A 24,267-nucleotide genomic window follows, 5' to 3' on the forward strand; every position below is an offset into this window, starting at 1 on the left:
GCACCCGCGTACGGACCGGGGCTGCGGCCCCGCCCCCGGTGACGGGGCGGGGCCGCAGCCCTCGGAAACGGACCGCCGTCAGGCGAGCAGACCCGGAATGGTCTCCTCGTGCGCGGTGCGCAGCTCGCTCAGCGGGATGCCGAACTCGCCCTGGACCTCGATCTCGTCGCCGTCCACGACACCGATCCGGGCGACGGGCAGACCGCGCGCCCCGCACATGTCGTTGAAGCGGAGCTCCTCGCTGCGCGGCACGGAGACGATCGCGCGCCCCGCCGACTCGGAGAAGAGGAACGTGAACGCGTCCAGACCGTCCGGCACGACCAGTCGGGCGCCGTTACCGCCGCGCAGGCAGGACTCCGTGACCGCCTGGATCAGACCGCCGTCGGAGAGGTCGTGCGCCGCGTCGATCATGCCGTCGCGGGAGGCCGAGATCAGGATCTCGGCGAGCAGCTTCTCGCGCTCCAGGTCCACCTGGGGCGGCAGGCCGCCCAGGTGGCCGTGGACGACCTCGGACCACGCCGAGCCGCCGAACTCCTCGCGCGTCTCGCCCAGCAGGTAGAGGAGCTGGCCCTCCTGCGCGAACGCGACCGGCGTGCGCCGGGAGACGTCGTCGATCACACCGAGCACCGCGACGACCGGCGTCGGGTGGATCGCCGTCTCGCCGGTCTGGTTGTACAGCGACACGTTGCCGCCGGTGACCGGGGTGCCCAGCGCCAGACAGCCGTCCGCGAGACCACGGGTGGCCTCGGCGAACTGCCACATGACGTCCGGGTCCTCCGGCGAGCCGAAGTTCAGGCAGTCCGAGACGGCGAGCGGCTTGGCGCCGGTGGCGGCGACGTTGCGGTACGCCTCCGCCAGCGCGAGCTGCGCGCCGGTGTACGGGTCGAGCTTGGCGTACCGGCCGTTGCCATCGGTCGCCATGGCCACGCCCAGGTTCGACTTCTCGTCGATCCGGACGATGCCGGCGTCCTCGGGCATCGCGAGCACGGTGTTGCCCTGCACGAACCGGTCGTACTGGTCGGTGATCCAGGACTTCGACGCCTGGTTCGGGTGCGCGACCAGCTTGAGGACCTGCTCGCGCAGCTCGGCGCCGTCCGCCGGACGGGCCAGCTCGCCCGCGTCGTCCGCCTGGAGCGCGTCCTGCCAGGACGGGCGGGCGTACGGGCGGTGGTACGTCGGGCCCTCGTGGGCGACGGACCGCGGCGGGACGTCCACGATCTGCTCGCCGTGCCAGAAGATCTCCAGGCGCTCGCCCTCGGTCACCTCACCGATGACGGTGGCGATGACGTCCCACTTCTCGCAGATCTCCAGGAAGCGGTCGACGTGCTGCGGCTCGACGATCGCGCACATGCGCTCCTGCGACTCGCTCATGAGGATCTCCTCGGGCGAGAGCGAGGAGTCGCGCAGCGGCACGGTGTCCAGCTCGACGCGCATGCCGCCGGAGCCGGCGGAGGCCAGCTCGGACGTGGCACAGGAGAGCCCGGCGCCGCCGAGGTCCTGGATGCCCGCGACGAGCTTCTCCTGGAAGACCTCCAGGGTGCACTCGATGAGGAGCTTCTCCTGGAACGGATCGCCGACCTGGACGGCGGGGCGCTTGGCGGGCTTCGTGTCGTCGAAGGTCTCGGAGGCCAGCACCGAGACGCCGCCGATGCCGTCGCCGCCGGTGCGGGCGCCGTAGAGGATCACCTTGTTGCCGGGGCCGGACGCCTTGGCCAGGTGGATGTCCTCGTGCTTCATCACGCCGATGCAGCCGGCGTTGACCAGCGGATTGCCCTGGTAGCAGGCGTCGAAGACGACCTCGCCGCCGATGTTCGGCAGGCCGAGGCAGTTGCCGTAGCCGCCGATGCCCGCGACGACGCCCGGCAGGACGCGCTTGGTGTCGGGGTGGTCCGCGGCGCCGAAGCGCAGCGGGTCGACGACCGCGACCGGGCGGGCGCCCATGGCGAGGATGTCGCGGACGATGCCGCCGACGCCGGTCGCCGCGCCCTGGTAGGGCTCGATGTACGAGGGGTGGTTGTGCGACTCGACCTTGAAGGTGACCGCGTAGCCCTGGCCGACGTCGACCACACCGGCGTTCTCGCCGATGCCGACGAGCATCGCGTCGTTGGCGGGGGCCTTCTCGCCGAACTGCTTGAGGTGGACCTTGCTGCTCTTGTACGAGCAGTGCTCGGACCACATCACGGAGTACATGGCGAGCTCCGCGCCGGTGGGACGGCGGCCCAGGATCTCGCGGATCCGGGCGTACTCGTCCTCCTTGAGGCCGAGCTCCTGCCAGGGCTGCTCGACGTCCGGGGTCCCGGCCGCGTGCTTGACCGTATCCAGGCTCATGCGTTGACCAGCTTCTTGATGATCGAGGTGAAGAAACCGAGACCGTCGGTGCGACCGGTTCCGATCAGCGGCTCGACGGCGTGCTCCGGGTGCGGCATCAGGCCGACGACGTTGCCCTCGGCGTTGGTGATGCCCGCGATGTCGCGCAGCGAGCCGTTCGGGTTCGTGTCCAGGTAGCGGAAGGCGACCCGGCCCTCCGCCTCCAGCTCGTCGAGCACGCGCTCGTCGGCGACGTACCGGCCGTCCATGTTCTTGAGCGGTACGGAGATCTCCTGGCCCGCCTCGTAGTCCGAGGTCCAGGCGGTCTCCGCGTTCTCGACGCGGAGCTTCTGGTCGCGGCAGATGAAGTGCAGGTGGTTGTTCCGCAGCATCGCGCCGGGCAGCAGGTGCGCCTCGGTCAGGATCTGGAAACCGTTGCAGATGCCGAGCACCGGCATCCCCGCACGGGCCTGCTCGATGATCGTCTCCATGACGGGCGAGAAGCGCGAGATCGCACCGGCCCGCAGATAGTCGCCGTAGGAGAAACCACCGGCCAGGATGACCGCGTCGACCTGGTGCAGGTCCTTGTCGCGGTGCCACAGCGACACGGGTTCGGCGCCCGCGACACGTACGGCCCTCAGGCCGTCCTGGTCGTCGAGCGTGCCGGGAAAGGTGACGACTCCGATACGAGCAGTCACTTGGACTCCTCGGCCTTCTCGGCCTTCTCGGTCTTCTCCACCTTCACGGTGAAGTCCTCGATGACGGTGTTGGCGAGGAAAGTCTCGGCCATCTCATGAATGCGACCGAGGGCGGCGTCGTCGACCGGCCCCTCGACCTCCAGCTCGAAACGCTTTCCCTGACGAACGTCCGCGATTCCCTCGAAGCCGAGACGGGGCAGTGCGCGCTGCACCGCCTGTCCCTGCGGATCGAGGATCTCGGGCTTGAGCATGACGTCGACTACGACGCGTGCCACTGGCACTCCCGTGTGGTGTGGTGCGACTGGTTCTACGGAGGGCTCCCCTGACCCCCGCAGCTTCCCTCAGCGTACCTGGCCCGAAATTCTACGCGAGTAGATGTCTGCGTGTCAGATCACGACGGGATATCGGTCACGACAACACCCGAGGAAAAATCTGCGAAAAGATTCCTCACCGAAGACACACATAGAAGTGTGACACGCGGAGAGAATTAGCCCGACTTCACAATGCGGTGCCGACCGCTGTACAAATGATTACCGGGGAATGCAGCATTGCCTCCCGAACAGTCGACACCGGTCGGCCGAACGGTCGATACCGGCGATACCGGTCGACACGTATCCGCCCGAAGGGCTCACATCCGCCCGACGGCCGGAAGGCCGACATCGGCGCACGCCAAACGCGCCGACGCCGTAGGAAAGGACCGATATCCGTGGCTCAGCGCGTAGTGGTCACGCTCTTCGACGACATCGACGGGGGCGCAGCGACGGAAACGGTCACCTTCGCCCTGGACGGGAAGTCGTACGAGATCGACCTCAATGCTTCCAACGCAAAGAAACTGCGCAAGGCCCTGGCGCCGTACGTGTCGGCGGGCCGGAAGCAGACAAATGTCGGCAAGCGCGGCAGGAAGCCCGTGTCGTACCGGCACACCTCGCTCGAACCCGACCCGGCGGCCGTCCGCGCCTGGGCCCGCTCGCACCAGATGGAGGTGCCGGCCCGCGGCCGGATCCCCAAGAAGGTCTACGAGGCGTTCCGCGCGGCCGGTTGAGAAACCCGGGCGGCCCGGGCGGGACATCCGGACGACCGGCCGGCCGGGCCGCGGGGGTGCCTCACGGCCCGGTCGCACGGCCCGGCCGGGCGTCGGGGCGCGACGGACCGATGGCCGCCGGACCCGCCCCGCGCGACCGTCGGGACGACCTGCGGGGCCGTCCCGACGAGCCCTCGCGGCCACCGACTTGCGCTGCACCCCCGCAGGTCGGCTAAAGTCTGGAGCACGCCGAAGGGCAAGGCCAAAAAGCCAAACCCCAAGCAGCGTGCGGGTGTAGTTCAGTAGTAGAACATCCCCCTTCCAGGGGGAAGGCGCAGTGTGCAATTCCTGTCACCCGCTCTGCACCACTCCTACCAGCCATTGCAGTGGATCAGGTAGAGTAGTGCTCGCACCGCCCGGAAGTACTTCCTGCAAGGAGTACAATGGCGGAAGCAATGCGGACGTGGCTCAGTTGGTAGAGCATCACCTTGCCAAGGTGAGGGTCGCGAGTTCGAATCTCGTCGTCCGCTCTTGATGGGAATGAAGGCCCCGGTCGAAGTCGACCGGGGCCTTCTTCGTGATCTCTTTCAAGAAGCACCCGATTCCGGTACGGGCGTCCGATCCCGGCAGCGCCATGACGTTTGTCATGACCAGTGATGACAGCTCGCACCGCTCACGGCGATGGACCTGCGGAAGCCTGTGGGCATGAAGCCTGTAGGTACGAGGAGAGACCACAAGGCCGACGCCCGCGCGGGTGCCGGCGACCACGCGGGCGGCTCCGGAACAGACATCACCGCGACGGACGGCGCCATGGCGGACATCACATCGGCCACCGGGGCCACGACCGGTGGTGCGACCGCTTCGGCGAGCGGTGCCGCGACCAGTGTCGGCGCGATGTCCGCGGCCGGTGCCGCGGCGCCCGGCTCCGCGATCGAGGCGAGCGGGGTGCGGCGGCGCTACGCCGACGGCTTCGAGGCCGTCGCCGGCGTCTCCTTCTCGGTCGGGCACGGCGAGCTCTTCGCCCTGCTCGGCACGAACGGCGCCGGGAAGACGTCCACCGTCGAACTCCTGGAGGGGCTGGCGGCTCCCGACGGCGGCACCGTGCGTGTGCTCGGCCACGACCCGTACCGCGAGCGCGCCGCCGTCCGGCCGCGGATCGGGGTGATGCTCCAGGAGGGCGGCTTCCCGTCCGAACTGACCGTCACCGAGACCCTGCGGATGTGGGCGGGCTGCACCAGCGGCGCCCGGCCGACCGGCGAGGCGCTGGACCTCGTCGGGCTCGCCCACCGGGCGCGCGTACGGGTCAAGCAGCTCTCCGGCGGCGAACGGCGCCGTCTGGACCTCGCGCTGGCGCTGCTCGGCCGGCCCGAGGTGCTGTTCCTGGACGAGCCGACCACGGGACTCGACGCCGAGGGGCGGCGCGAGACCTGGGAGTTGGTACGGGAACTGCGCGACGGCGGCACCACCGTCCTGCTCACCACGCACTATCTGGAGGAGGCGGAGAGCCTCGCCGACCGGCTGGCGATCATGCACCGGGGCCGGATCGTGACGGCCGGCACGCCCGCCGAGGTGACGGCCTCCCGCCCCGCCCGCATCCGTTTCGAGCTGCCCGAGGACGTACCGGCGGCCCGGCTCCCGCTGTCCCTGCGGGCGGCGGCCGACGGGCGCAGGATCGAGATCCGCACCCACGCCTTGCAGGACTCGCTCACCGAACTGCTGCTCTGGGCGCGGGAGTCGGACGTGCTGCTGCACGGGCTCGACGCCCGGTCGGCTTCGCTCGAAGAGGCGTTCCTCGACATCGCGCACAGCGTGTCGGCCTCCGGGGCGGAGGACCCCTGGACGTCGGCCCCCGAGACGCGGAAGGCGGCTGCCGCATGACCGGCGCGACGACGGACGAACGACGTACGGCAGCACCCGGGCACCGCGTCCCGGCGGCCGGGCGGCGCACGACGACGGCGGGGCGGCTGCGGGCACTCGGACACGCCGAGCTCGTCCTGCTGGCCCGGAACCGGACGGCGGTCTTCGTCGCACTGCTGGTACCCCTGGCGATGGTCCTGGCGATGAAGACGACGCTGGAGCGGATCGACCTGGGCGGGACCGGTCTGACCGTCACCGGGCTGGCGCTCACCGGCGGCATCGGCACGGTGCTGATGCAGGTGGTGTACATGAACCTGGTCTCCGCGTACGTCGCACGGCGCGAGGACCTGGTCCTGAAGCGGCTGCGCACGGGCGAGGTCGCCGACTGGGAGATCCTCACCGGGACGGCGCTGCCGTCGGTCGCGCTGGCTCTGGCGCAGACCGTGCTGGTGGTGCTGGCCGGTGCCGCGGCCTTCGATGCCGGAGTGCCGGAAAGGCCGGACCTGTTCCTCGTGGGCCTGTTGTCGGGGTCGCAACTGCTGGCCGCCCTGGCCGCCGTCACCTCCGTCGCGACCCGGACGGTGCAGACCTCGCAGATCACCACCCTGCCGCTGTTCCTCGTCTCGATGATCGGCTCGGGGCTCTTCGTACCGCTGGAGGTCCTGCCGGAGCGGGTGGCGTCCGTGTGCGAGCTGCTGCCGATGACCGGCGTGATGACCCTCGTGCGGGCGGGCTGGCTGGGCGCCTCCGACGGGTCCGACCTGCTCACGGCCGGGCTCGTCGCACTGGCCTGGACCGTTTTCGCCGTGTTTGCTGTGCAGCGGTGGTTCCGTTGGGAGCCCCGACGCTGACCGAGGATTCACCGGCGGAGGACGGCCGTGGGGGCGGGTATGTGGGACTGGCGACGCAGCTGGCGGGAACGCAGCAAACTGGAACGGATCGATCTGTATTCGCGGGTGACCATCTCGGCGATCCCCTGGCTGTTCACCTTGTCGTGGGGGGTCGTGCCCTTCGGCGCGGATCTCCGCCGCACGCCGCTGCCGACCGCGCTCGGAGCCGCGTTCCTGCTGCTGAGTCTCGTGCAGTGCCTGCTGAGCAACCGGAATGTCCGGCCCTCGTACCTGAGCTACCTCGGGACCGCCCCCTTCCCCCTGCGGCGGCAGTCGGCACCCCTGGCGCTGATGCTGCTGAATCTGGGCATCCTGGCGACGCTGGTCGGTCTGGACGGGATCGGGACGGGAGGGCTGGTCCTGACGGCCATGAACGTCCCGATGCCGTTCGTGATCACGCAGGTCCTGCTGGTCCCGGTCCGCACCTTCCTGCTCCAGTCGCTCGCCCTCTCCGTGCTGAACGTCGGCGTGTTCGCCGCGGTCGGCGTGCGGGGCGGCACGCTGGCCGGGATGGCTCCGGCGACGCTCTTCGGGGCACTGCTGGTACTGATCTGCGTACGACCCAGCGTCTGGAGCATGAGCGTGATGTGGCAGGCCGAGGAGGCCCGGGACCTGCAGGCGCGGCTGGCGGTCGCCGAGGAGCGGCTGCGGTTCGGCCGGGACATGCACGACGTCCTGGGCCGGAACCTCGCCGTGATCGCCCTGAAGAGCGAGCTGGCGGTGGAACTGGCGCAGCGCGGCAAGCCTGCGGCCGTGGACCAGATGGTCGAGGTGATGCGCATCGCGCGCAGCTCCCAGCAGGAGGTGCGGGATGTCGTGCGCGGATACCGGGAGGCCGATCTGGTCACGGAACTGGCCGGCGCCCAGGGGGTGTTGAGGGCCGCCGGGATCGAGTGCGAGGTCGCGGGGGACGCGGGCGCCGAACTGCCCGCGCCCGTACGGTCGGCGCTGGGCTGGGTCGTACGGGAGGCGGCGACCAATGTGCTGCGGCACGGGGACCCCCGGCACTGCACCATCCGGCTGCGGACGGCGACGGACGCCGCGCTGCTGGAGGTGGAGAACGACGGGGCGCCCCCCTCGGCCGGGACGGCGGGCGGCCCCACCGACGGGGCAGGCGGCTCCGGGCTGGCCGGGCTGCGGGAACGGCTCCGGGAACTCGACGGGTCGCTGGACGCGGGCCCGGCGGGGAGCGGAGTGTTCCGGCTGGCGGCGCGGATCCCGCTCCCGTCACGTACCGCCGCTCCCGCCTCTCCTTCCGCCCATTCCTCTCCCGCCGCTCCCGCCTCTTCCGCCCCGGCTGCTCCCGCCTCTCCCTCCGCCCTTTCCGCTCCCGCCGACTCTCCGGCTTCGTCCGCCCTTCCGCCTTCCCGGGACCCGGGCACAGGCATGGGCATGGGCGTGGGCATGGGCATGAGCGCGGCACCGGACCTTGTGAAGGAACGACGATGACGGCCGTACGGGTACTGCTCGCGGACGACGAGCATCTGATCCGGGGCGCCCTGGCCGCGCTGCTCGCCCTGGAGGACGACCTCGTGGTGGTCGCGGAGGCGGCCACCGGTCCGGAGGCCCTGGCCATGGCGCGGGCCCATCGCCCCGATGTGGCGGTCCTCGATCTTCAGATGCCGGGCGCCGACGGTGTGAGTGTCGCCACATCCCTGCGGGCCGAACTGCCCGGCTGCCGCACGATGATCGTGACGAGTCACGGGCGGCCGGGACATCTGAAACGAGCACTCGCGGCGGGCGTCCGGGCCTTCGTGCCGAAGACCGTCAGCGCCCGGCAGCTGGCCGGCATCATCCGCACCGTACATGCCGGAAACCGTTACGTGGACCCGGAGTTGGCGGCCGACGCCATCTCCGCCGGGGACTCGCCGCTCAGCACGCGCGAGGCCGAGGTGCTGGAGCTGGCGGCCGACGGGGCACCGGTCGCGGAGATCGCCGAACGGGCCTCGCTGTCCCAGGGGACGGTACGGAACTACCTCTCGGCGGCCGTCTCGAAGCTCGGCGCGGAGAACCGTCATGCGGCCGTGCGTCTCGCACGCGAGCGGGGATGGGTATAGTGGTGCTCGCGCTTCGGCGCTTGCGGACGTAGCTCAGTTGGTAGAGCGCAACCTTGCCAAGGTTGAGGTCGCCAGTTCGAACCTGGTCGTCCGCTCCGTTGAACAAGAAGCCCCGGCCGGGAGGCCGGGGCTTCTTGGCGTTCGGGTGCGGGTCTCCGCCCACCGTACGGAGCGGAGTTCCCGGTGCGCCGGTGCGGGTACCCGGCCGGTGACCGGGTACCCGGCGCTCACTTCCAGGACGTGCCGGTGAGGAGTTCGTACGCCTCCAGGTACTTCGCCCGGGTCGCGTCCACGATCTCCTGGGGCAGCGCCGGGGGCGGCTGCTCGCTCCGGCGGTCCCAGCCGGAGGCCGACGAGGTCAGCCAGTCACGGACGAACTGCTTGTCGTAACTGGGCTGGGGCCTGCCCGGCTCCCAGTCGGCGGCGGGCCAGAAGCGGGAGGAGTCCGGAGTCAGCACCTCGTCCGCGATGATCAGTTCCTCGCCGCCGTCGGCGGTGGGGGCGAAGCCGAACTCGAACTTCGTGTCGGCGAGAATGATCCCGCGGTCACGCGCGATGTCGCGGGCCCTGCCGTACACGTCCAGCGTGGCGCGGCGCAGCTGGGCGGCGGTCTCCGCGCCGACCTGCCGGGCCACCTCCTCGTAGCTCACGTTCTCGTCGTGCTCGCCGACGGCCGCCTTGGTGGCGGGCGTGAAGATCGGCGCGGGGAGTTCGGAGCCGTCGACGAGGCCCTCGGGGAGGGCGAGGCCGCAGACCGTACGGGACTCGTTGTACTCGACGAGACCGGAGCCGGTGAGGTAGCCCCGGGCGACGCACTCGACCGGGACCATCCGCAGCGACTTGCAGATCAGCGTGCGGCCCTCCCAGTCGGCGGGGGCCCCGGCAGGCAGCTCGGTGGACAGCACGTGGTTGGGGACGAGGTCGGCGAGCTGGTCGAACCACCAGAGGGAGAGCCGGGTGAGGACGCGGCCCTTGTCCGGGATCTCGGTGGGCAGGACCCAGTCGTACGCGGAGAGGCGGTCGCTGGCGACCATGACGAGGTCACCCGCCTCGTTCCGGTACAGCTCGCGCACCTTGCCGGTGTGGAGGTGGGTGAGCCCCGGGACCTGCACGGGCTCGGGCTTTTCTACGAATCCGGACACGCTGCCTCCGCGTAGGTTGATCCAGGAGTCGTTCCGATTCTCCCGTATCGGGGGCGGAGGGGTGGAGCGGGGGCATGCGGGGCACGTAGGACAGGTGGGGCAGGTGGGACACCCCGTCCGTCGAGTCCCGCGCGTCCAGTCCCGCCCGTCCGGTCCCGTCCGTCCGGTCCCGTCCGCCGAGTCCCGCCCGTCCGCCGAGTCCCGCCCGTCCGGTCCCGTCCGCTCGATCCGTTCGCTCAGTCCCGTTTGCAGATCCGGTCCAGGAGATTGGCCGTGGCGCGCTGGATACGGGGATCCACGTGACCGGGGCGGTCCAGTGCCGGGGACCAGGCGAACGTGCCGGAGGCGAAGACGAGCGCGCCGGACGGGGCCAGGTACAGGGAGGTCTCCTGGTGCCGGGTGGCCCCTTCGCTGTCCTGGTACGGGGAGTGGGCGAGCAGGATGCGGTTGTCGTGGTCGGGGAGCGCGGTGCGCGGGAAGTAGCGGTCGGCCTCGCCCGCGACCAGACCGTCGACCTCGTCCCCCTCCCGGGCGCCCGTCGCCTCCCACAGCCAGTGCTCGGCGTTCCGTACGACGAGGGGGTGCGGGTCGGGCACCCGGCCCGCGTACTGGATGCCGAGCAGATGCTGCTCGGGCCGGTCGATCTCGCGCCAGAGCGCGGGTCTTCCCGGCCCCTGACGCTTGCGGCAGGTGAGCAGCCGGTCCGGGACGCCGGACGGGGACGGGGAGAGGCAGACCTGCCAGTACATGGTGTTGGCGGAGAGGAAGACGAGCGAGGTACCGCCGTCGCGGGCGTCCTCGACGGTACGGCGCATGGGCACCGACCAGTACTCGTCGTGGCCGGGGAAGACCAGCCCCCGGTAACGGCTCGGGTCGACCCGGCCGGCGTGCAGGTCGCGGGTGTCGGCGTACGCGACGTCGTAGCCGTACCGCTCGGCCCAGCGGATGAAGTCGTAGGCGTGACCGACGTGGAGCGGCAGGCCCGCACCCGCGTAGGGACGGTCGAAGGAGACGGTGACGGCGGCGTCCTCCTCGCCCAGGAGACGGCCCTGCTCGTCCCAGGCGTGGTACAGGCTGGCGCCGGTGTGGCCGTCCTCCGGATAGAGGTTGTACGCCTGCCAGGTGACGTCCGGGAGGACCAGCAGCAGATCGGCCGGACGGTCGTCGCGGATCGTGATCGGGATGTGGGAACGGTGTCCGTCGGCCGTGGTGAGCACGGCGACGTACGCGCCGATCGACCAGTACGTGGGGATCTGCAGCCGCCACGACTGCCACCAGTGGTGGCAGGAGACCGTGCGATCGGCGATGAGCGGCGCGGGCTGGACGATGCCGGAGAGCCGCGGGCTCGTGGTGATCTTGGCGGCGCCGTCGCCGCCGTAGTGGCCGATGCGGTAGATGTCCACGGAGAACTGCTGGGGCGGGTCCACGGTGATGTGGAAGTCGATCGCCTCGCCGGGGGCGGCGGCGCCCGTGGAGACGAAGCCCTTGATCTGGCGGTGCACGTCGTCGGCCGTACGCGTGCCGCCGTCGGAGGAGTGGGTCAGGGTGGGGTCCGCATACCAGGGGACCATGTGCCCGGTGTCGTCGAAGTAGTTCTCACTGCCGCGCAACCAGGGCAGGGGCCCCTGGCCGAAAGGATCGGAGACGGCGTGCGCCAGGGCACCCGACTCCCATCGACGAATCTGCTCCGCCCCCATACCGCTTCCCTCCCTCGGTCCCCCGCGACAACAGTGGGACTTTCGATGGCCGGCCGTCGCCGTACCGTCCGGCGGCCGCCGCCGACGGTCTCCGTCGATGGCCGCCGCCCGACGGCTGCTGCACGCCTCCGCCGCTGGGCGTCGCCGACGGGCGCCGATCGTCGGCTCGTGACCGTCGGCCCGCGTACCGACCGCCGTTCGCAGTCCGCCGTCCGCCGTCCGCCGTGATCGTCAACCTTGATCGCTTTCGGCCATGCGTCATCGACGCACCAACACTGACGCGCCGACTGTCAGCGTCGATCCACAGCACATCACATAACGCATGCACTCCGTCACCGTTCGTCGCGAATTGACGTGAACGGAACGTTCCCTTCCGAATATCGAGCCATCGACACGCCCAGGCACGATGCCTCCGATACCGCCGATGTCTCTGTGCCGGGTGGTGATGCGGTGAAACCGCCCAGTACAGAGGCCCGTGGTAAGGGCGGGGCCCCGGCGCACGGTCCCGCCGAAGCCGCGGGTCCACCGGACTCGGGCGACCGGACAGTCACTCGACGCTCAAAAGTTCGGATGCTCGGCTTCGGCGACGAAGCGGCTCGGGGAGGAGTCGGCTCGGCTTCGGCGACGAATCGGCTCGGGGAAGAGTCGGCTCAGACGAGACGGACGGGCTTGTCGGTCCGCACACCGACCGAGGCGAGCCAGGAACGCAGTGGTCCCGCGTCCCCGTCCTCGACCAGGCTGAGGACCGGCCCGCCCAGATCCGCCCGGCGCTCCCCGTCAACCAGCAGGGCCGGGCCGTCGAGCCAGTCGAGGCCCGGGGTCGCGCCGGCCGTGTCGACAGCCGCGCAACAGACCATCGCCGCGACATGGTCGGCGAGCAGCTCCGTACCCGTGCGGTGCGGCAGGAGCGGGAAGATCGGTAGGGGTACGGGCCCCCAGAACCCCAGGACGTCCCCGCCCACGTCGAGGGCGCTGGGGGCGCCCTGCGCCGTCGGTGCGCCCTCGGGCGAAGAGCGGCGGCGGGCGGCTGCCGCCTCGCGGGCCACCGCGGCGCTGATGCCCGCCGCGAGCGCCTCCCCGTCGTCGCCCCGGCCCGCCAGGAACTCGACGACACGAGCCAGCGTCGGCACCCCCGCGTCGGCGGGGAACGCGGCCCGGTCGGGAGCGGAACCGGGGATGTGGACCGCGACCGGGGCACAGTCGGGGGCAGGGACGTTCTCGGGCTGGTGGGCGGGCGCGGACGCCGTACGCGTCGAGTCGAGGGCGTCGAGGACACGGTGCAGACGGGCCGCTTCGATGCGCCACTTCCGGTCGACCACCTCTTCCGGGTACTGCTGCCAGTCGACCGGCGACCAGCCGGAGCCGGACTCCGCCGAGCCGCCGTGGAACAGCCGGGCCGCCAGCAGGGACGTGGCCTCGTCGGCCGCGCCCGGCTCCTCCAGGAGGTCGCAGGCGGGGCGCTCACCGAGCCGTGAGGCGAAGTCGTCGGCGAGCCGGTCGCGCCGGGACAGCTCGGTGAGGGCGGACACCACCCCGGCGTCCAGCCTGGAGGGCCAGCGGCCCATCTCCCACGCCGGCAGCGCGACCCGGGTGAGCAACCGGTCCCAGCCCGCGTACGCGAGGCCGACCTGCTCCTGGGCGACGATCCGCAGGCCGTAGTCCACACCCTGTGCGCGGACGGACGCGGCGGCGGCGACGCCCCGTTCCATCTCCGCAGCGTGGCCGCGACAGCTGCGCAGCAGCAGCCGGGCGATCCAGCCGACGAAGACCCGGGGCGCCCTCCGCACCGCGGACAGCGGCCCGGGAACCGGTACGGCGGCGTCCGCGACCACCCCGTCGAGCCCTCTGACGAACCGGCGCGCCGCCGCTATGTCGGGGTGCGCCGAGGGGCCCGTGCCCGCGACGACCGGGGCGAGCACCGCCCGTAGCTCCGCGATCCTCATCCACCACAGGAACGGCGAGCCGATGACCAGCACGGGGGCCGTCCGGGCCCGGCGGGCCCGGGACGCGGACCGGTCACGGCCGTCGTCGGACCGCTGTCCGGAATGCCCCCTCGGGGTCGCGGATTGCCTCTTCCCGGGCGCGGGACGCCCCTCCCGGTCCGCGTCGAAGCGGGCCGGGGGCTGTGCCGAGGGGTGGGTGCGGTCCTCCAGCCAGCTGTCGCAGTCGGGGGTGAGAGCTATCGCCGAGGGCGCGGGAACCCCCAGCCGGTCGGCGAGTTCCCTGACCAGGCGGTAGAGGTCGGGGGCGGCCTCCTCGGCGAGCGGCACGGTCGGGCTGACCGCCGGCCTCGCCCGTACGACCGCGACGGCGACCGCCGCGGCGACCAGCAGCACGACGACCGCGCAGGCGGTGACGGTCCAGCGGGCCACGTCCCATCCCCTGCCGACGGCATGGCCCTGCGCGCCCGCGACGAGCAGCACGACGGCCACGGCGGCCGGAAGGATGGCTGCCGCGGTGGCTCTGTTGCGGATGCGCAGCAGAGCGAGAGCCCGGGCCCGCGCACTCTGCGCACCCGGCTCCTCACTTGCCCCGATACCGGACACGGCCGGACATCACCCCCTCTGCCCCCGCAGCGGTGTTGGTCACTCCCCCACTGTGGCACCCGTCACTGACATCGCAATGTCAGTGGGCCAAGTGCCGGAACGCCTGCGCCGCACCCTAGTTGGGGTGTCGTCGGGCGTCAGCCGTATGGCTCAGCCGTCACTCGATGGAATGGCTTTGGGCAAAGGTGCTGGCGGGCTGCCAACTTTGGCAGTGATGCGCCAGTGGCCGAAGAGAGAGGGCCGCGACGCGGTCGGACCGGAGCGGCGGTCGAAGACGCCGGAACGGGACGACGGTCGGGGACGAGGGGAACGGAGACGGGGGAACGGGGACGGGAGGCCGGAGCCGAAGGAGGAGAGGGCGGGGGCCGAGGGAGAAGAACACGGGCGGAGGCCGAGGGGCGAGAGGCCGAGGGGCGAGAGGCCGAGGGGCGAGAGGCCGAGGGGCGAGAGGCCGAGGGGCCGCCGAGGGCCGAGGGGCCGAGACCGGGAATCGGGTGTGGGCGAGCCGGCGTGCTGGTACGGGCACCGACGCGCAGGCGGTGGCCTGTACGGGCCGCACGGCGGCCGTACCGACCGCGCACCGGCGGCGCGTGCGCGGTCCCGGTGGCCGTCCGAGCCTCTGGGGGCCCTGCCGGGCCTCCGGTGACCTGCGGTAGGCCCCGGCACAGCCGCCCCGGGCCTCCGTCGGCCCCGGGCGCCCCGGCTCAGGCCTCTGCGGCCTTCCGGGCGATGTCCGTACGGAACTGCGCGCCGTCGAGCCGGATCCGGGCCACCGCCGCGTAAGCGCGCTCACGGGCGGCCGCGAGGTCCTTGCCGGTCGCCGTCACGGACAGCACCCGGCCGCCCGCGCTGACGATCGCGTCGCCGTCCCGCCGGGTACCGGCGTGCAGGACGTACGCGTCCGGGGCATCCTGCGCCGCCACGTCGTCGAGCCCTTCGATCGGGTCTCCCGTGCGCGGCGTGCCCGGGTAGTTGTGCGAGGCGATGACGACGGTGACGGCGGCGTCGTCGCGCCAGTTGAGCGGCGGCAGTTCGTCGAGGGTGCCGTTGGCGGCGGCCAGCAGCACGGCAGCCAGCGGAGTCTTCAGGCGGGCCAGGACCACCTGGGTCTCGGGGTCGCCGAACCGGGCGTTGAACTCGATCACGCGCACGCCGCGCGAGGTGATCGCGAGGCCCGCGTACAGCAGTCCGGAGAACGGGGTGCCGCGGCGGCGGAGCTCGTCGACGGTCGGCTGGAGCACCGACTCCACGACCTCGTCGACCAGCTTGGGGTCGGCCCAGGGGAGCGGGGAGTACGCGCCCATGCCTCCGGTGTTCGGTCCCTCGTCGCCGTCCAGGGCGCGCTTGAAGTCCTGCGCGGGACGGAGCGGCAGCACGGTGGTGCCGTCCGTGATCGCGAACAGGCTGACCTCGGGGCCGTCGAGGAACTCCTCGATGACGACGCGGCCACAGGCCACGGCGTGGGCGCGGGCCGCCTCGATGTCCTCGGTGACGACGACACCCTTGCCGGCGGCGAGACCGTCGTCCTTGACGACGTACGGAGCACCGAAGGCGTCGAGGGCGGCGTCGATCTCGGCGGGGTTGGTGCAGACGTAGCTGCGGGCCGTCGGCACGCCCGCCGAGGCCATCACGTCCTTGGCGAACGCCTTGGAGCCCTCCAGCCGGGCCGCCTCGCCGGAGGGGCCGAAGCAGGGGATGCCCGCAGCACGCACGGCGTCGGCGACACCGGCGACGAGCGGCGCCTCCGGGCCGACGACCACCAGATCGGCGCCCAGGTCGGTGGCGAGACGCGCGACGGCGTCACCGTCGAGGATCTCGACCGGGTGGAGTTCGGCCACCTCCGCGATACCGGCGTTGCCGGGAGCGCAGTACAGAGCGGTGACGTCGGAGTCGAGGGAGAGAGAGCGGCACAGGGCGTGTTCGCGGGCGCCGCCGCCGATGACGAGGACCTTCACGGAATGCAGCCTAGCCGCCGGGGCACGGCGGCCTCGACGGGCGCCGCTCCGTGGACACACCGGGGACGCGGCGTGAAGCGGGCCGCCCGCACACTCCCCTGCTCGCCCGCGCGAACTTCCTCAGCTCGCCCGCGGGCTTCTCCTGTGTTCACCCGCGCGCTGATCCTGCGCTCGCCCACGAACCGTTCTTACGTTCGCACACGCCCTGTTCCTGCGCTCGCCCGCGAGCTGTCCCTGCGCTCGCCCGCGAGCTGTCCCTGCGCTCGCCCGCGAGTTTCTCCGTTCGTCTCCTACTCGTTCGTGAACTCCTCCAGGACCGTGGCACCCAGCTCACGGACGATCAACTCGTGCCCGGAGAGCGCCGAGTCGACCAGGTCGGGATCGTCGGCCTCGGGGATGTCGTCCTCGGGAGCGACCGGCTGCGGGGGCTCGGGCGCGGCGGAGGACTGCTGCGAGAAGTAGGACGCCGGGGCGGGTTCCGCCGCCGGGGGCGCGCTCGGCGGCGGGGCCGGGGCGGAGGCGGGAGCGGGCCGGGACTCGTACTGCTGCTGAGGCGGGGGCGGTGAGGCGGGGCGCTGGGACGCGGGCGGTGCGGCGTAGGACCGGCCGCCGCCGGACTGCGGCGGCGCGGCCGCGCCGCCCGAGGGGTCGACGATCGCCTCGATCTTCCACTGCGCGTTGAACCGCTCGGCGAGGGCCTGCTTCAGCACGTCCTCGCTGCCGCTGCTCGCGAAGTTGTCGCGCGCGCCCGCGTTCAGGAAGCCGAGTTGCAAAGTGGCGCCGTCGAAGCCTGTGACCTGGGCGTTCTGGCTGAGCAGGATCCAGGTGAACCGGCGGCGGTTCTTCACCGCTTCCAGGATGTCCGGCCACATGTTCCGCACCTGGCCCGCGCCCTGCGCCATTCCCGGGCTCGGCTCGGCGGCGGGCGCCGCTGCGGCAGGGGTGGTCGGGGCGGGCGCGGCCTGCGGCGGCTGCGACCGGCCGGGGGCCGCGGCGGTCGGCCAGCCGCCGGGACGGCGGCCGGATTCCGGCGCGGCGGCGGTGGGCCAGGCCCCGGGACGCTGACCGCCCGTGGCCGCCCCGGCCCCGGTCGGCGGGGCGGCCGGAGGCTGCTGCGGGGCGGCGGGCTGCGCGGGCGCCGGAGGCGTCTCGGCGGGTACGGACGGCACCGCGGGCGCGGCAGCGGGCACGGGGGCCGCGGGCGGGGGCGCTTCCCCCCGTACGGCGGCACGGGCGGCGGCGGGCCCGCCGCCCGGCTGGACGGCCGGCGCGACGGGAGCGGGGGCATGGGCCAGGGCTTCCGGTCCCGGCACGTACCCCATGGCGGGCCCCGGCCCGGCGGTCGCGAAGGACGCGCCGCGCTCCAGCCGGTCCAGGCGGGCCTGCAGCGAACGCTCGTCGTCGAAGGCGGCGGGCAGCAGCACCCGGGCGCAGATCAGCTCGACCTGGAGGCGCGGCGAGGTCGCCCCGCGCATCTCTGTCAGCCCCTCGTTGACCAGGTCGGCGGCCCGGCTCAGCTCGGCCGCGCCGAAGACGGACGCCTGGGCCTGCATCCGCTCGACGACATCGGCGGGCGCGTCGATCAGCCCCTTCTCCCCCGCGTCCGGCACCGCGGCGAGGATCACCAGGTCGCGCAGCCGCTCCAGGAGGTCGGCGACGAAGCGGCGCGGATCGTTGCCGCCCTCGATCACCCGGTCCACGGCCTCGAACGCCGCGGCCCCGTCGCCCGCCGCGAAGGCGTCCACGATGGAGTCGAGCAGCGAGCCGTCCGTGTAACCGAGCAGCGACGTCGCCATGGCGTACGTCACACCGTCCTCGCCCGCACCGGCCAGCAACTGGTCCATCACCGACATCGAGTCACGCACCGAGCCGGCCCCGGCCCGCACGACGAGCGGCAGCACGCCGTCCTCGACGGGGATGTCCTCCCTGCCGCAGACCTCCGCGAGGTAGTCGCGCAGGGTGCCCGGCGGAACCAGCCGGAACGGGTAGTGGTGCGTACGCGACCGGATGGTGCCGATGACCTTCTCGGGCTCGGTGGTCGCGAAGATGAACTTGAGGTGCTCCGGCGGCTCCTCGACCACCTTCAGCAGGGCGTTGAACCCCGCCGACGTGACCATGTGCGCCTCGTCGATGATGTAGATCTTGTAACGACTCGACGCGGGCCCGAAGAACGCCTTCTCCCGCAGATCACGGGCGTCGTCCACGCCACCGTGCGACGCGGCGTCGATCTCGATCACGTCGATCGACCCCGGCCCGTTGCGCGCGAGGTCCCGGCAGGACCGGCACTCCCCGCACGGCGTGGGCGTCGGCCCCTGCTCGCAGTTCAGACAGCGGGCCAGGATGCGCGCACTGGTCGTCTTCCCGCAGCCGCGCGGACCGCTGAACAGGTATGCGTGATTGACCCGGTTGTTCCGCAGGGCCTGCTGCAGCGGGTCAGTGACATGCTCCTGCCCGATGACCTCGGCGAACGACTCGGGGCGATAGCGGCGGTACAGCGCAAGGGACGACACACATACGAGGTTATCCGGGCGCACCGACAACCGGCCCCGCCCCGGCGCCCACACCCCCACGAGGCCTTACGCGGTCGGCACTGGCCCCCGGGGAAAACACAAGGGCCCCCCACGCACCCGCCAGAGCCGACCTACCCTTGCTGCCTTCCGGCCCTGGGGGAGTTCAGTCAGATAGCGCCACGTGAGGGGCTGACGCCCACCTTAGCCGATCCCCACCCCTCCCGGTCCACCTCCCCGTCCCCTCCCCTGTTCCGCCTCCCCCGCGCCTTCCGCTGCTCCGTCTCCCTCGCCCGTTCCCCGTTCCACTTCACCCGCCGCCTCGGCCGCGACCCACGCCCCTCGCCTCCGGTCCGCTCCGGTCCTCCCCGAGCCGTTCGAAGCCTCTTCGGTCCGCTCCGAACGCCCCCGAGTGGATCTCGAGGGGGAAGGGGTTCGCGAGCACTCCTCAACGTCTTGTATTGTTTGCGGCGGAGGATTCGCCTAGTGGCCTAGGGCGCACGCTTGGAAAGCGTGTTGGGGGCAACCCCTCACGAGTTCGAATCTCGTATCCTCCGCCATTGCTCTCACCGGGCAATACGTCGAAGGGCCCCACCGCTTGCGGTGGGGCCCTTCGACGTTGATGGTCTCACTCTTGATCTCGGTCATTTCCGACATTTAAGGCATTTTACCCATACGGCGAACGCGCCCTCTGCCGACAATCAGTGGTCACTCAACGACGCGCGACCCGGCCTCGGTCAGAGGGGCCCCGAAGCGGCTCTCCTCGTGCCATCAGGCCAGCGGGTAGCCCAGAGCCAGGGCGGCCTTGCGGAACGCCGGCAGACGGTCGGGGGAGACCGCAAGGTGGCGCTCGCCGATTCGGGTACACAGCACGCGCAGGCGGCGGTCGCTGACGATGAGGGCTGCCAGTGTCTCGTCCGCGCATTCGATGAGATGGGTCTGACCTGCATCGCGGAGTCGGCCGGTGCGACGGCCGGTGTCATCGAGCAGGGTGGTGACGGTCTGGGGCACGGGGTGCGAGGCGGCCTGGTCCAGGTAGCCACGGAGCTCGTCGAGGGTGTGCCCGCGGTCGAGGGCGTGCAGAAGAGAAGCGGTGGTGAGCGTCCAGACCCGGTCGGTTTTCCGGTCGGAGAACGCGTCCAGGAGAAGTGTGTCGGCGGAGGGCAGCACGTTGAGGGCGACGATGTCGAAGTTCGCCAGGACGGTGACCCTGCCCATCGGGACGGTCAAGGCAGCGACCTGGGCGGGGGCGTAGTCGTCCGTGAGGCCGACGGCGTGGGCGCCCAGGGGATTGAGACGGAGCGCGGACAGGCCGTCGTAGCGGCTGAGCTGGTCGAGGTAGTCGCCACCCCAGTTGTCCCGGTAGTCATCGCGGGCGCCCGCCGGGGGGACGTACTCGAGGTCGATGAGACCCAGCGTGGCGGCGTACTCGAAGAGCACCGCCAGGGTGTACCGGCCCTGGAGGAGGGACCAGCCGTGGTGGCCGTCGTAGCCGAGGCTGCCGTATTGCGGATCCTCCAGGTACAGCTTCCACAGGGCGCGTTCACTGCGGTGGACGACTGGATCCAGACCGGCCGCGCGCATGTCAGTGAACAGGCCGTCGATGGACGTCCACTCACCCGGGGTGAGGCCGGCCAGCGCTTGGCCGACGAGCTTGCGGCGCGGTTTGGCGGCGGTCAGGACGTTCGCCGAGCGCTGGCCCTTGATCTCCTCGACAGCGGGAGAACTCGTCCAGGAGGCTGTTGTTCAGCCAGCGCTGCCACAGCTGAGGAATGGTCAGGTGCGGTGGCCGGGTCAGCGCGGCGCGCCCGCGCGTGGTCGGCACCAGCCGACCGCCGGTGAGCTGGGCGAGGCCGCCTGCCTGGAGCAGCATCGGCCAGGCGAAGGCGGCGATGGCCTCGTGCGGATAGAAGTCGCCGCAGTCCAGGACGTCGGCGACCGCCGAGACGGTGGCGGTGCTGGGGCGGTGGGTCTTTTCGCTGCACCGCAGCTTCTCCGTCATGCACAGGCGCAGCACCGCCAGCAGGTTGGCCTGCGCCTCGTGCTCGGTGTGCCGGACCCGTGGAGCGCCGGTGGGCTCCTGCTGCTGTTCGACCAGTATCACTGTTCGTGTTCCCCGCTGCGTGCCGCTCGCGTCCCGTTCCTACAGATGGGCAACGTAGTCGTAGTTGCCCGGACCGCAGGTGCGCTCGAGGATCTGGACCACCTTGCGCGGGTTGTCGTAGGGGCCGGAGAAGTAGAACGGCTTGCCGTCCCGGCCGAAGCCGATGACGGGCCGGTCGCCGGGCGGGGCACCCAGGTGCACTGCGGCGTCGGCGAAGCCGCCCACTGGCTCGAAGCCAAGACCGCGGGCGTAGGCGACCGCATCGTGCACGATCGTCTGCGCCTGCTCCACGCCGATCGACAGAGGCCGGTGATCGAAAGCCGAGTAGTACATCGATGCGTAAGTGGTCAGGGATCCGGACCCCATCGCCTCGGGATCGGTGACGTTCTTGACTCCCAGGCAGTACACGTCCACCAGGAACCCGGTGACGGTCACCCTGCTGCCACGTTCCTGGCGGGCCAGGAGAATCTGGGCGAAGCCGCCTGTGTCCGGGTCCGGCTCCTGGCCGAGAGGGTCGGCCGCCGCCCAGTCCGGGGCTTCGGCCAGGTCCAGTCCCGTGCTCCAGCCCGCGTTGACCCAGCAGCCCACCACCGGCCGCTCATCCGGCGCGACGTTCGCCAGTGCCGCCTCGGCGACCCGTCTGACCAGCGCGGCGGCCTGGGCCGGACGCAGCCCCAGCGCCTTCGCGATCTGCTTCGGCGCGCTGCCGCGCTCCCTCATCTCCCGGACCCGGGCCAGCAGTTCCTCGTCGCACATGGTCACCGTCACAGTCTGCCACTTCCGTGTCGCCTCATGGGAAGAACAGGGTGCGTCGGCCGTGCTGCCATCCTCCGCCGGTCCTGAGGGCCGGACCGCTTCGGCGGCCCGGCCCTCAGGCGTTTCTTCGCGGGATCAGGGTTTCGGGCGGGTGGCGGAGGTCCAGCGGTTGGCGGCCAGGGCGTCGTGCGTCTCGGGGCGTGGGCCGTGGCGGTGGGTGAAGCGGAACGGGATACGGACCTCCGTGTGCCAGCCGCGTTCGCCGAGACGCATCACGGAGTCCGGTCTCGGGTCCTGGTCGAACAGGGTGAGCAGATCGACTGCGATGCGTTCACGGGCCGCCGTGTAGACGGGTGAGTCGCGGACCGCGGCGGATTCCACCCGGTGCTTCACCTCGTAGGCGAGAGCACTTCCGGGTGCGCTGTGGGCATCGACGTGTCGATCAGGCAGCTTTCCGCGGCCGACGGCAGGTAGAACAGCAGCCGTGGCCGGTCCCGGGGAAGCGGTGCTGCTCCGACGCTCTCCCGTCGTGGTGCCGGAGCGGGCCAGCACACACATCGGGCCGCCGTGCCGCGCCCTCCGTGGAATCATGGTTCCGATGTCCCTGACCAGGCACTTCACCAAAGGAACCGGTATTCCGCATGTTTGACGCTCTGAAGAATCTCAAGGAGAAGGCCGAGGAGATCGCCGAGGAGCACGGCGACAAGATCTCCGACGGGCTCGAGAAGGCAGGCGACTTCATCGACGACAGGACCGGCGGCAAGCACAGCGACAAGATCGACACCGCCGTCGACAAGGCGCAGGACTTCGTCGAGAAGCTGGGCGAGAAGGGCGAGCACGGCGAGAAGAAGGCCTGACCGGGAATGCGGGAGGAGGACGGGCGGGCCTCGCGTCCTGCAGATGTGTCCTTCCGGCGGCCAGCCCTCGCCTCCTCAGCGCTGATCCTCTCCTCCTCACCGCCGAGCCCGTGTGCCGTGCCCGGCGGTGAGGAGGGGCTCGCTACATCTCGCCCCTTCCGGCCGCGAACCGCGCTCCCGCCTCGATGTCGTCATGACGTACGCGTACGTCATGGATGCCGAGCCCCCGCATGAGGTCGGTGAGACGTACGACGTAGACGCGCCCTTCCTTGCGCAACCGGCACGGGAAAGCGCCCGTCCGGGCACGCCGGTACGCGGTGGTCCGGCTCAGGCCGAGTGCCTTCGCCGCCGTTCGCAGATCCACGTGCGCGGGCAGGCCGAACACCTCCGAGAACGGCACCGACTCGTCACGCCGCCGTGTCATCCCCGGCCTCCCTGACAGCGGAAGTGTCCGATGCATCCGACACTTCGAACAGGAACGACTGCCCGGCCCATACCTGCCCGCCGTCCGTCCCGGGGCGGGGCCTCGCCCGGCGCGGACGTCGTACCTCGCGAACGTGTGGCAGGAGGCCCAGGCGGTACGCCAGGGCCCCCAGGCGCTCGCGTGGGCGCGTTGGAGGAGCGCCTGGGACATCGCACCGACCCTCACGAGGTCACCGTCTCCGCCGCACCCGGCGTGGTCGGCGTGGTTGAGGAACGGATCGCACGGATCGCCCGAGACCTTTTCCCATTCCTCCACCGGTATCGCACGCGGATCGCATCGACCGGTCCGCCACACGGCGTCGACCGCCGCGTCCATCAGTACTCCTCGACGTTCGAAGGCTCCGCCGTACCGACGGTCCGCATCGCTTCGAGCGCTCCCGACAGCATCGCGGAGCACGCATCCGCCGTCTCGGCCCCCGTACGCCGGGCGACGGCGCGCGCACCGTTCTTCTTCGTCGAGGCTGTTCCGGTGAGCGGTGTCCGGGCCGGTGTACGTGGGCGGCTGCGGGTCGGGGGCGGGAGGCGCGAAGGGCTCCACGCCGGGGGCGGTGCGTGCCTGCGGGCCGTCCCACCAGCCGGACTCCACTCGTTCCGCTCGTTCCGTCTCCTCGGGGCCGGCTCCGTCGTACCCGTTCGTGTGTGCCGTCGGAGCGTCCTCGGCGCGTGCCCGCGGTACCGGCCCGGCCGTCGGCGCCCCGGTGGCCGACGCGCCCTCCGCGGCTCCCGCATGCGAACTGTCGCCCTCGGTGTCGCCCAGGGTGCCGTACCTGGCCCGGGTGTCACCGTCGGTGCGGAGCAGGTCCTGGCGGATCCGGTCGGCGGCGTCCTTGCCACCCGCCTTCTCGCACATGCTGGCCAGGCGCAGCAGGAACGCGGTCCATTCGGCCCCGTTCGGTTCCAGGCCCACCTCGTCCAGGATGGCGGACACGAGGTCGCCGAACGTCGCCTGCTGGGGTCGAGTGGTCTCGAACGCCCCCTCTTCCGGCGCCGCTTCGTCCCCCACCGGCTCAGGGTGGTCGAATCCGCCCGTGGACGGGTCGCGGACGGGGTCCTCGGACATGACGGGTTCCTCGGACGTGGTGAACAGATGGCGGAACTCCTTCGGGATCTCCCTGTCGTTGGCCGCGGCGGACAGGCATGTCAGGGGAGCGATCATCTCCACCGCGCGTTCGATCTGGTCCTCGTGGCGTGCCATCCACCAGACGACCGCGCTCCCTGGGCTCCGCAGTACGTCGCGCCCGGGGTAGGCCCGGCGGTTGCGTTCGTGCTCGCGTTGGCTCTCCCAGGTGCTCTCGGACTCTGGCTGCTCCTCGAGCGCGTCCAGGTGCTGCTGGTCAGAACGCTCGCGCGGCGGGGGTGAGTCGGCGAAGCCGGACGGCACCCTGCGTCC

19 protein-coding genes, 4 tRNA genes and 1 other RNA gene are annotated in these 24,267 nt (G+C 71.6%); 10 read left to right on the forward strand and 14 right to left on the reverse strand.

Translation table 11 applies throughout. The features are described from left to right. Positions 1 to 78 precede the first annotated feature (78 nt). From purL to purS, 3 genes are read right to left on the reverse strand one after another with little or no spacing between them, the layout of a single operon-like run. On the reverse strand, positions 79 to 2,328 hold the full coding sequence (purL, locus tag AB0E67_RS18450) for a phosphoribosylformylglycinamidine synthase subunit PurL (protein ID WP_362027660.1): 2,250 nt from the start codon (positions 2,326 to 2,328) through the stop codon (positions 79 to 81). Then, positions 2,325 to 3,005: a phosphoribosylformylglycinamidine synthase subunit PurQ gene (gene purQ, locus AB0E67_RS18455; RefSeq protein WP_362027663.1), complete on the reverse strand. Its 681-nt coding sequence runs from the start codon at positions 3,003 to 3,005 to the stop codon at positions 2,325 to 2,327. Before purQ ends, purL begins: the two co-directional genes overlap by 4 nt. Then, entirely contained in the window at positions 3,002 to 3,280 is a 279-nt protein-coding gene (gene purS / locus AB0E67_RS18460) for a phosphoribosylformylglycinamidine synthase subunit PurS (protein WP_362027666.1), read from the reverse strand. The genes purQ and purS overlap by 4 nt, the downstream gene beginning before the upstream one ends. 431 nt (positions 3,281 to 3,711) lie before the next feature. Here purS and AB0E67_RS18465 point away from each other — a divergent pair, with 431 nt between their 5' ends. From AB0E67_RS18465 to AB0E67_RS18500, 8 genes are all read left to right on the forward strand, one after another. After that, the gene (locus AB0E67_RS18465) at positions 3,712 to 4,047 is read left to right on the forward strand and encodes an Lsr2 family protein (protein WP_362027669.1); all 336 of its coding nucleotides are present in this window, start codon (positions 3,712 to 3,714) and stop codon (positions 4,045 to 4,047) included. A 267-nt stretch (positions 4,048 to 4,314) separates the two neighbouring features. After that, positions 4,315 to 4,386: transfer RNA gene (locus AB0E67_RS18470), tRNA-Gly, on the forward strand. Between the two features lie 97 nt (positions 4,387 to 4,483). Continuing rightward, positions 4,484 to 4,556, forward strand: a tRNA-Gly gene (locus AB0E67_RS18475). Positions 4,557 to 4,920: 364 nt separating this feature from the next. After that, positions 4,921 to 5,904, forward strand: a complete 984-nt coding sequence (locus tag AB0E67_RS18480; protein ID WP_362027952.1) for an ABC transporter ATP-binding protein — start codon at positions 4,921 to 4,923, stop codon at positions 5,902 to 5,904. Then, the gene (locus AB0E67_RS18485) at positions 5,901 to 6,734 is read left to right on the forward strand and encodes an ABC transporter permease (RefSeq protein WP_362027671.1); all 834 of its coding nucleotides are present in this window, start codon (positions 5,901 to 5,903) and stop codon (positions 6,732 to 6,734) included. Before AB0E67_RS18480 ends, AB0E67_RS18485 begins: the two co-directional genes overlap by 4 nt. Before the next feature lie 39 nt (positions 6,735 to 6,773). Further along, on the forward strand, positions 6,774 to 8,222 hold the full coding sequence (locus AB0E67_RS18490) for a histidine kinase (RefSeq protein ID WP_362027955.1): 1,449 nt from the start codon (positions 6,774 to 6,776) through the stop codon (positions 8,220 to 8,222). Beyond that, positions 8,219 to 8,830 (forward strand): response regulator transcription factor, encoded by a 612-nt coding sequence (locus AB0E67_RS18495; RefSeq protein ID WP_362027674.1) that lies wholly within the window; start codon positions 8,219 to 8,221, stop codon positions 8,828 to 8,830. Before AB0E67_RS18490 ends, AB0E67_RS18495 begins: the two co-directional genes overlap by 4 nt. Before the next feature lie 22 nt (positions 8,831 to 8,852). Next, positions 8,853 to 8,925, forward strand: a tRNA-Gly gene (locus tag AB0E67_RS18500). A 132-nt stretch (positions 8,926 to 9,057) separates the two neighbouring features. On the opposite strand, the gene AB0E67_RS18505 is transcribed toward AB0E67_RS18500, so the two are convergent. The 6 genes from AB0E67_RS18505 to ffs form a co-directional block, all read right to left on the reverse strand. Continuing rightward, the gene (locus AB0E67_RS18505; protein WP_362027677.1) at positions 9,058 to 9,972 is read right to left on the reverse strand and encodes a phosphoribosylaminoimidazolesuccinocarboxamide synthase; all 915 of its coding nucleotides are present in this window, start codon (positions 9,970 to 9,972) and stop codon (positions 9,058 to 9,060) included. A 236-nt stretch (positions 9,973 to 10,208) separates the two neighbouring features. Continuing rightward, positions 10,209 to 11,669, reverse strand: coding sequence for a N,N-dimethylformamidase beta subunit family domain-containing protein (locus AB0E67_RS18510; protein ID WP_362027680.1), 1,461 nt, complete (start codon positions 11,667 to 11,669; stop codon positions 10,209 to 10,211). 650 nt (positions 11,670 to 12,319) lie between these two features. Then, the gene (locus AB0E67_RS18515; RefSeq protein ID WP_362027682.1) at positions 12,320 to 14,215 is read right to left on the reverse strand and encodes a hypothetical protein; all 1,896 of its coding nucleotides are present in this window, start codon (positions 14,213 to 14,215) and stop codon (positions 12,320 to 12,322) included. A 704-nt stretch (positions 14,216 to 14,919) separates the two neighbouring features. Further along, entirely contained in the window at positions 14,920 to 16,170 is a 1,251-nt protein-coding gene (gene purD / locus AB0E67_RS18520; RefSeq protein ID WP_362027685.1) for a phosphoribosylamine--glycine ligase, read from the reverse strand. A 290-nt stretch (positions 16,171 to 16,460) separates the two neighbouring features. Further along, positions 16,461 to 18,680, reverse strand: a complete 2,220-nt coding sequence (locus tag AB0E67_RS18525) for a DNA polymerase III subunit gamma and tau (RefSeq protein ID WP_362027688.1) — start codon at positions 18,678 to 18,680, stop codon at positions 16,461 to 16,463. Positions 18,681 to 18,777: 97 nt separating this feature from the next. Next, positions 18,778 to 18,874, reverse strand: an RNA gene (ffs, locus tag AB0E67_RS18530) — signal recognition particle sRNA small type. A gap of 275 nt (positions 18,875 to 19,149) precedes the next feature. Between ffs and AB0E67_RS18535 the strand changes: the two genes are divergently transcribed. Beyond that, a tRNA-Ser gene (locus AB0E67_RS18535) sits at positions 19,150 to 19,237 on the forward strand. Positions 19,238 to 19,448: 211 nt separating this feature from the next. On the opposite strand, the gene AB0E67_RS18540 is transcribed toward AB0E67_RS18535, so the two are convergent. The 4 genes from AB0E67_RS18540 to AB0E67_RS18555 all read right to left on the reverse strand — a co-directional run bounded on the left by AB0E67_RS18540 (position 19,449) and on the right by AB0E67_RS18555 (position 21,918). Beyond that, positions 19,449 to 20,261, reverse strand: a complete 813-nt coding sequence (locus AB0E67_RS18540) for a helicase-associated domain-containing protein (protein WP_362027691.1) — start codon at positions 20,259 to 20,261, stop codon at positions 19,449 to 19,451. A 31-nt stretch (positions 20,262 to 20,292) separates the two neighbouring features. Then, positions 20,293 to 20,781 carry a hypothetical protein gene (locus AB0E67_RS18545; protein WP_362027693.1) on the reverse strand — a complete coding sequence of 163 codons (489 nt, stop codon included), beginning with the start codon at positions 20,779 to 20,781 and terminating at the stop codon, positions 20,293 to 20,295. A gap of 39 nt (positions 20,782 to 20,820) precedes the next feature. Further along, positions 20,821 to 21,543 (reverse strand): hypothetical protein, encoded by a 723-nt coding sequence (locus AB0E67_RS18550; protein ID WP_362027696.1) that lies wholly within the window; start codon positions 21,541 to 21,543, stop codon positions 20,821 to 20,823. 129 nt (positions 21,544 to 21,672) lie between these two features. Next, on the reverse strand, positions 21,673 to 21,918 hold the full coding sequence (locus AB0E67_RS18555; RefSeq protein ID WP_362027698.1) for a hypothetical protein: 246 nt from the start codon (positions 21,916 to 21,918) through the stop codon (positions 21,673 to 21,675). A 260-nt stretch (positions 21,919 to 22,178) separates the two neighbouring features. Between AB0E67_RS18555 and AB0E67_RS18560 the strand changes: the two genes are divergently transcribed. Further along, positions 22,179 to 22,394 (forward strand): antitoxin, encoded by a 216-nt coding sequence (locus AB0E67_RS18560; RefSeq protein WP_073786610.1) that lies wholly within the window; start codon positions 22,179 to 22,181, stop codon positions 22,392 to 22,394. 142 nt (positions 22,395 to 22,536) lie between these two features. Here AB0E67_RS18560 and AB0E67_RS18565 read toward each other — a convergent pair whose 3' ends face one another. Further along, complete coding sequence (locus AB0E67_RS18565; RefSeq protein ID WP_362027701.1) at positions 22,537 to 24,258, reverse strand: helix-turn-helix domain-containing protein; 1,722 nt, start codon at positions 24,256 to 24,258, stop codon at positions 22,537 to 22,539. Positions 24,259 to 24,267: the final 9 nt, after the last annotated feature.

The organism is Streptomyces sp. NPDC032161 (genome assembly GCF_040636995.1).
In the GTDB taxonomy this organism is placed as follows: domain Bacteria; phylum Actinomycetota; class Actinomycetes; order Streptomycetales; family Streptomycetaceae; genus Streptomyces.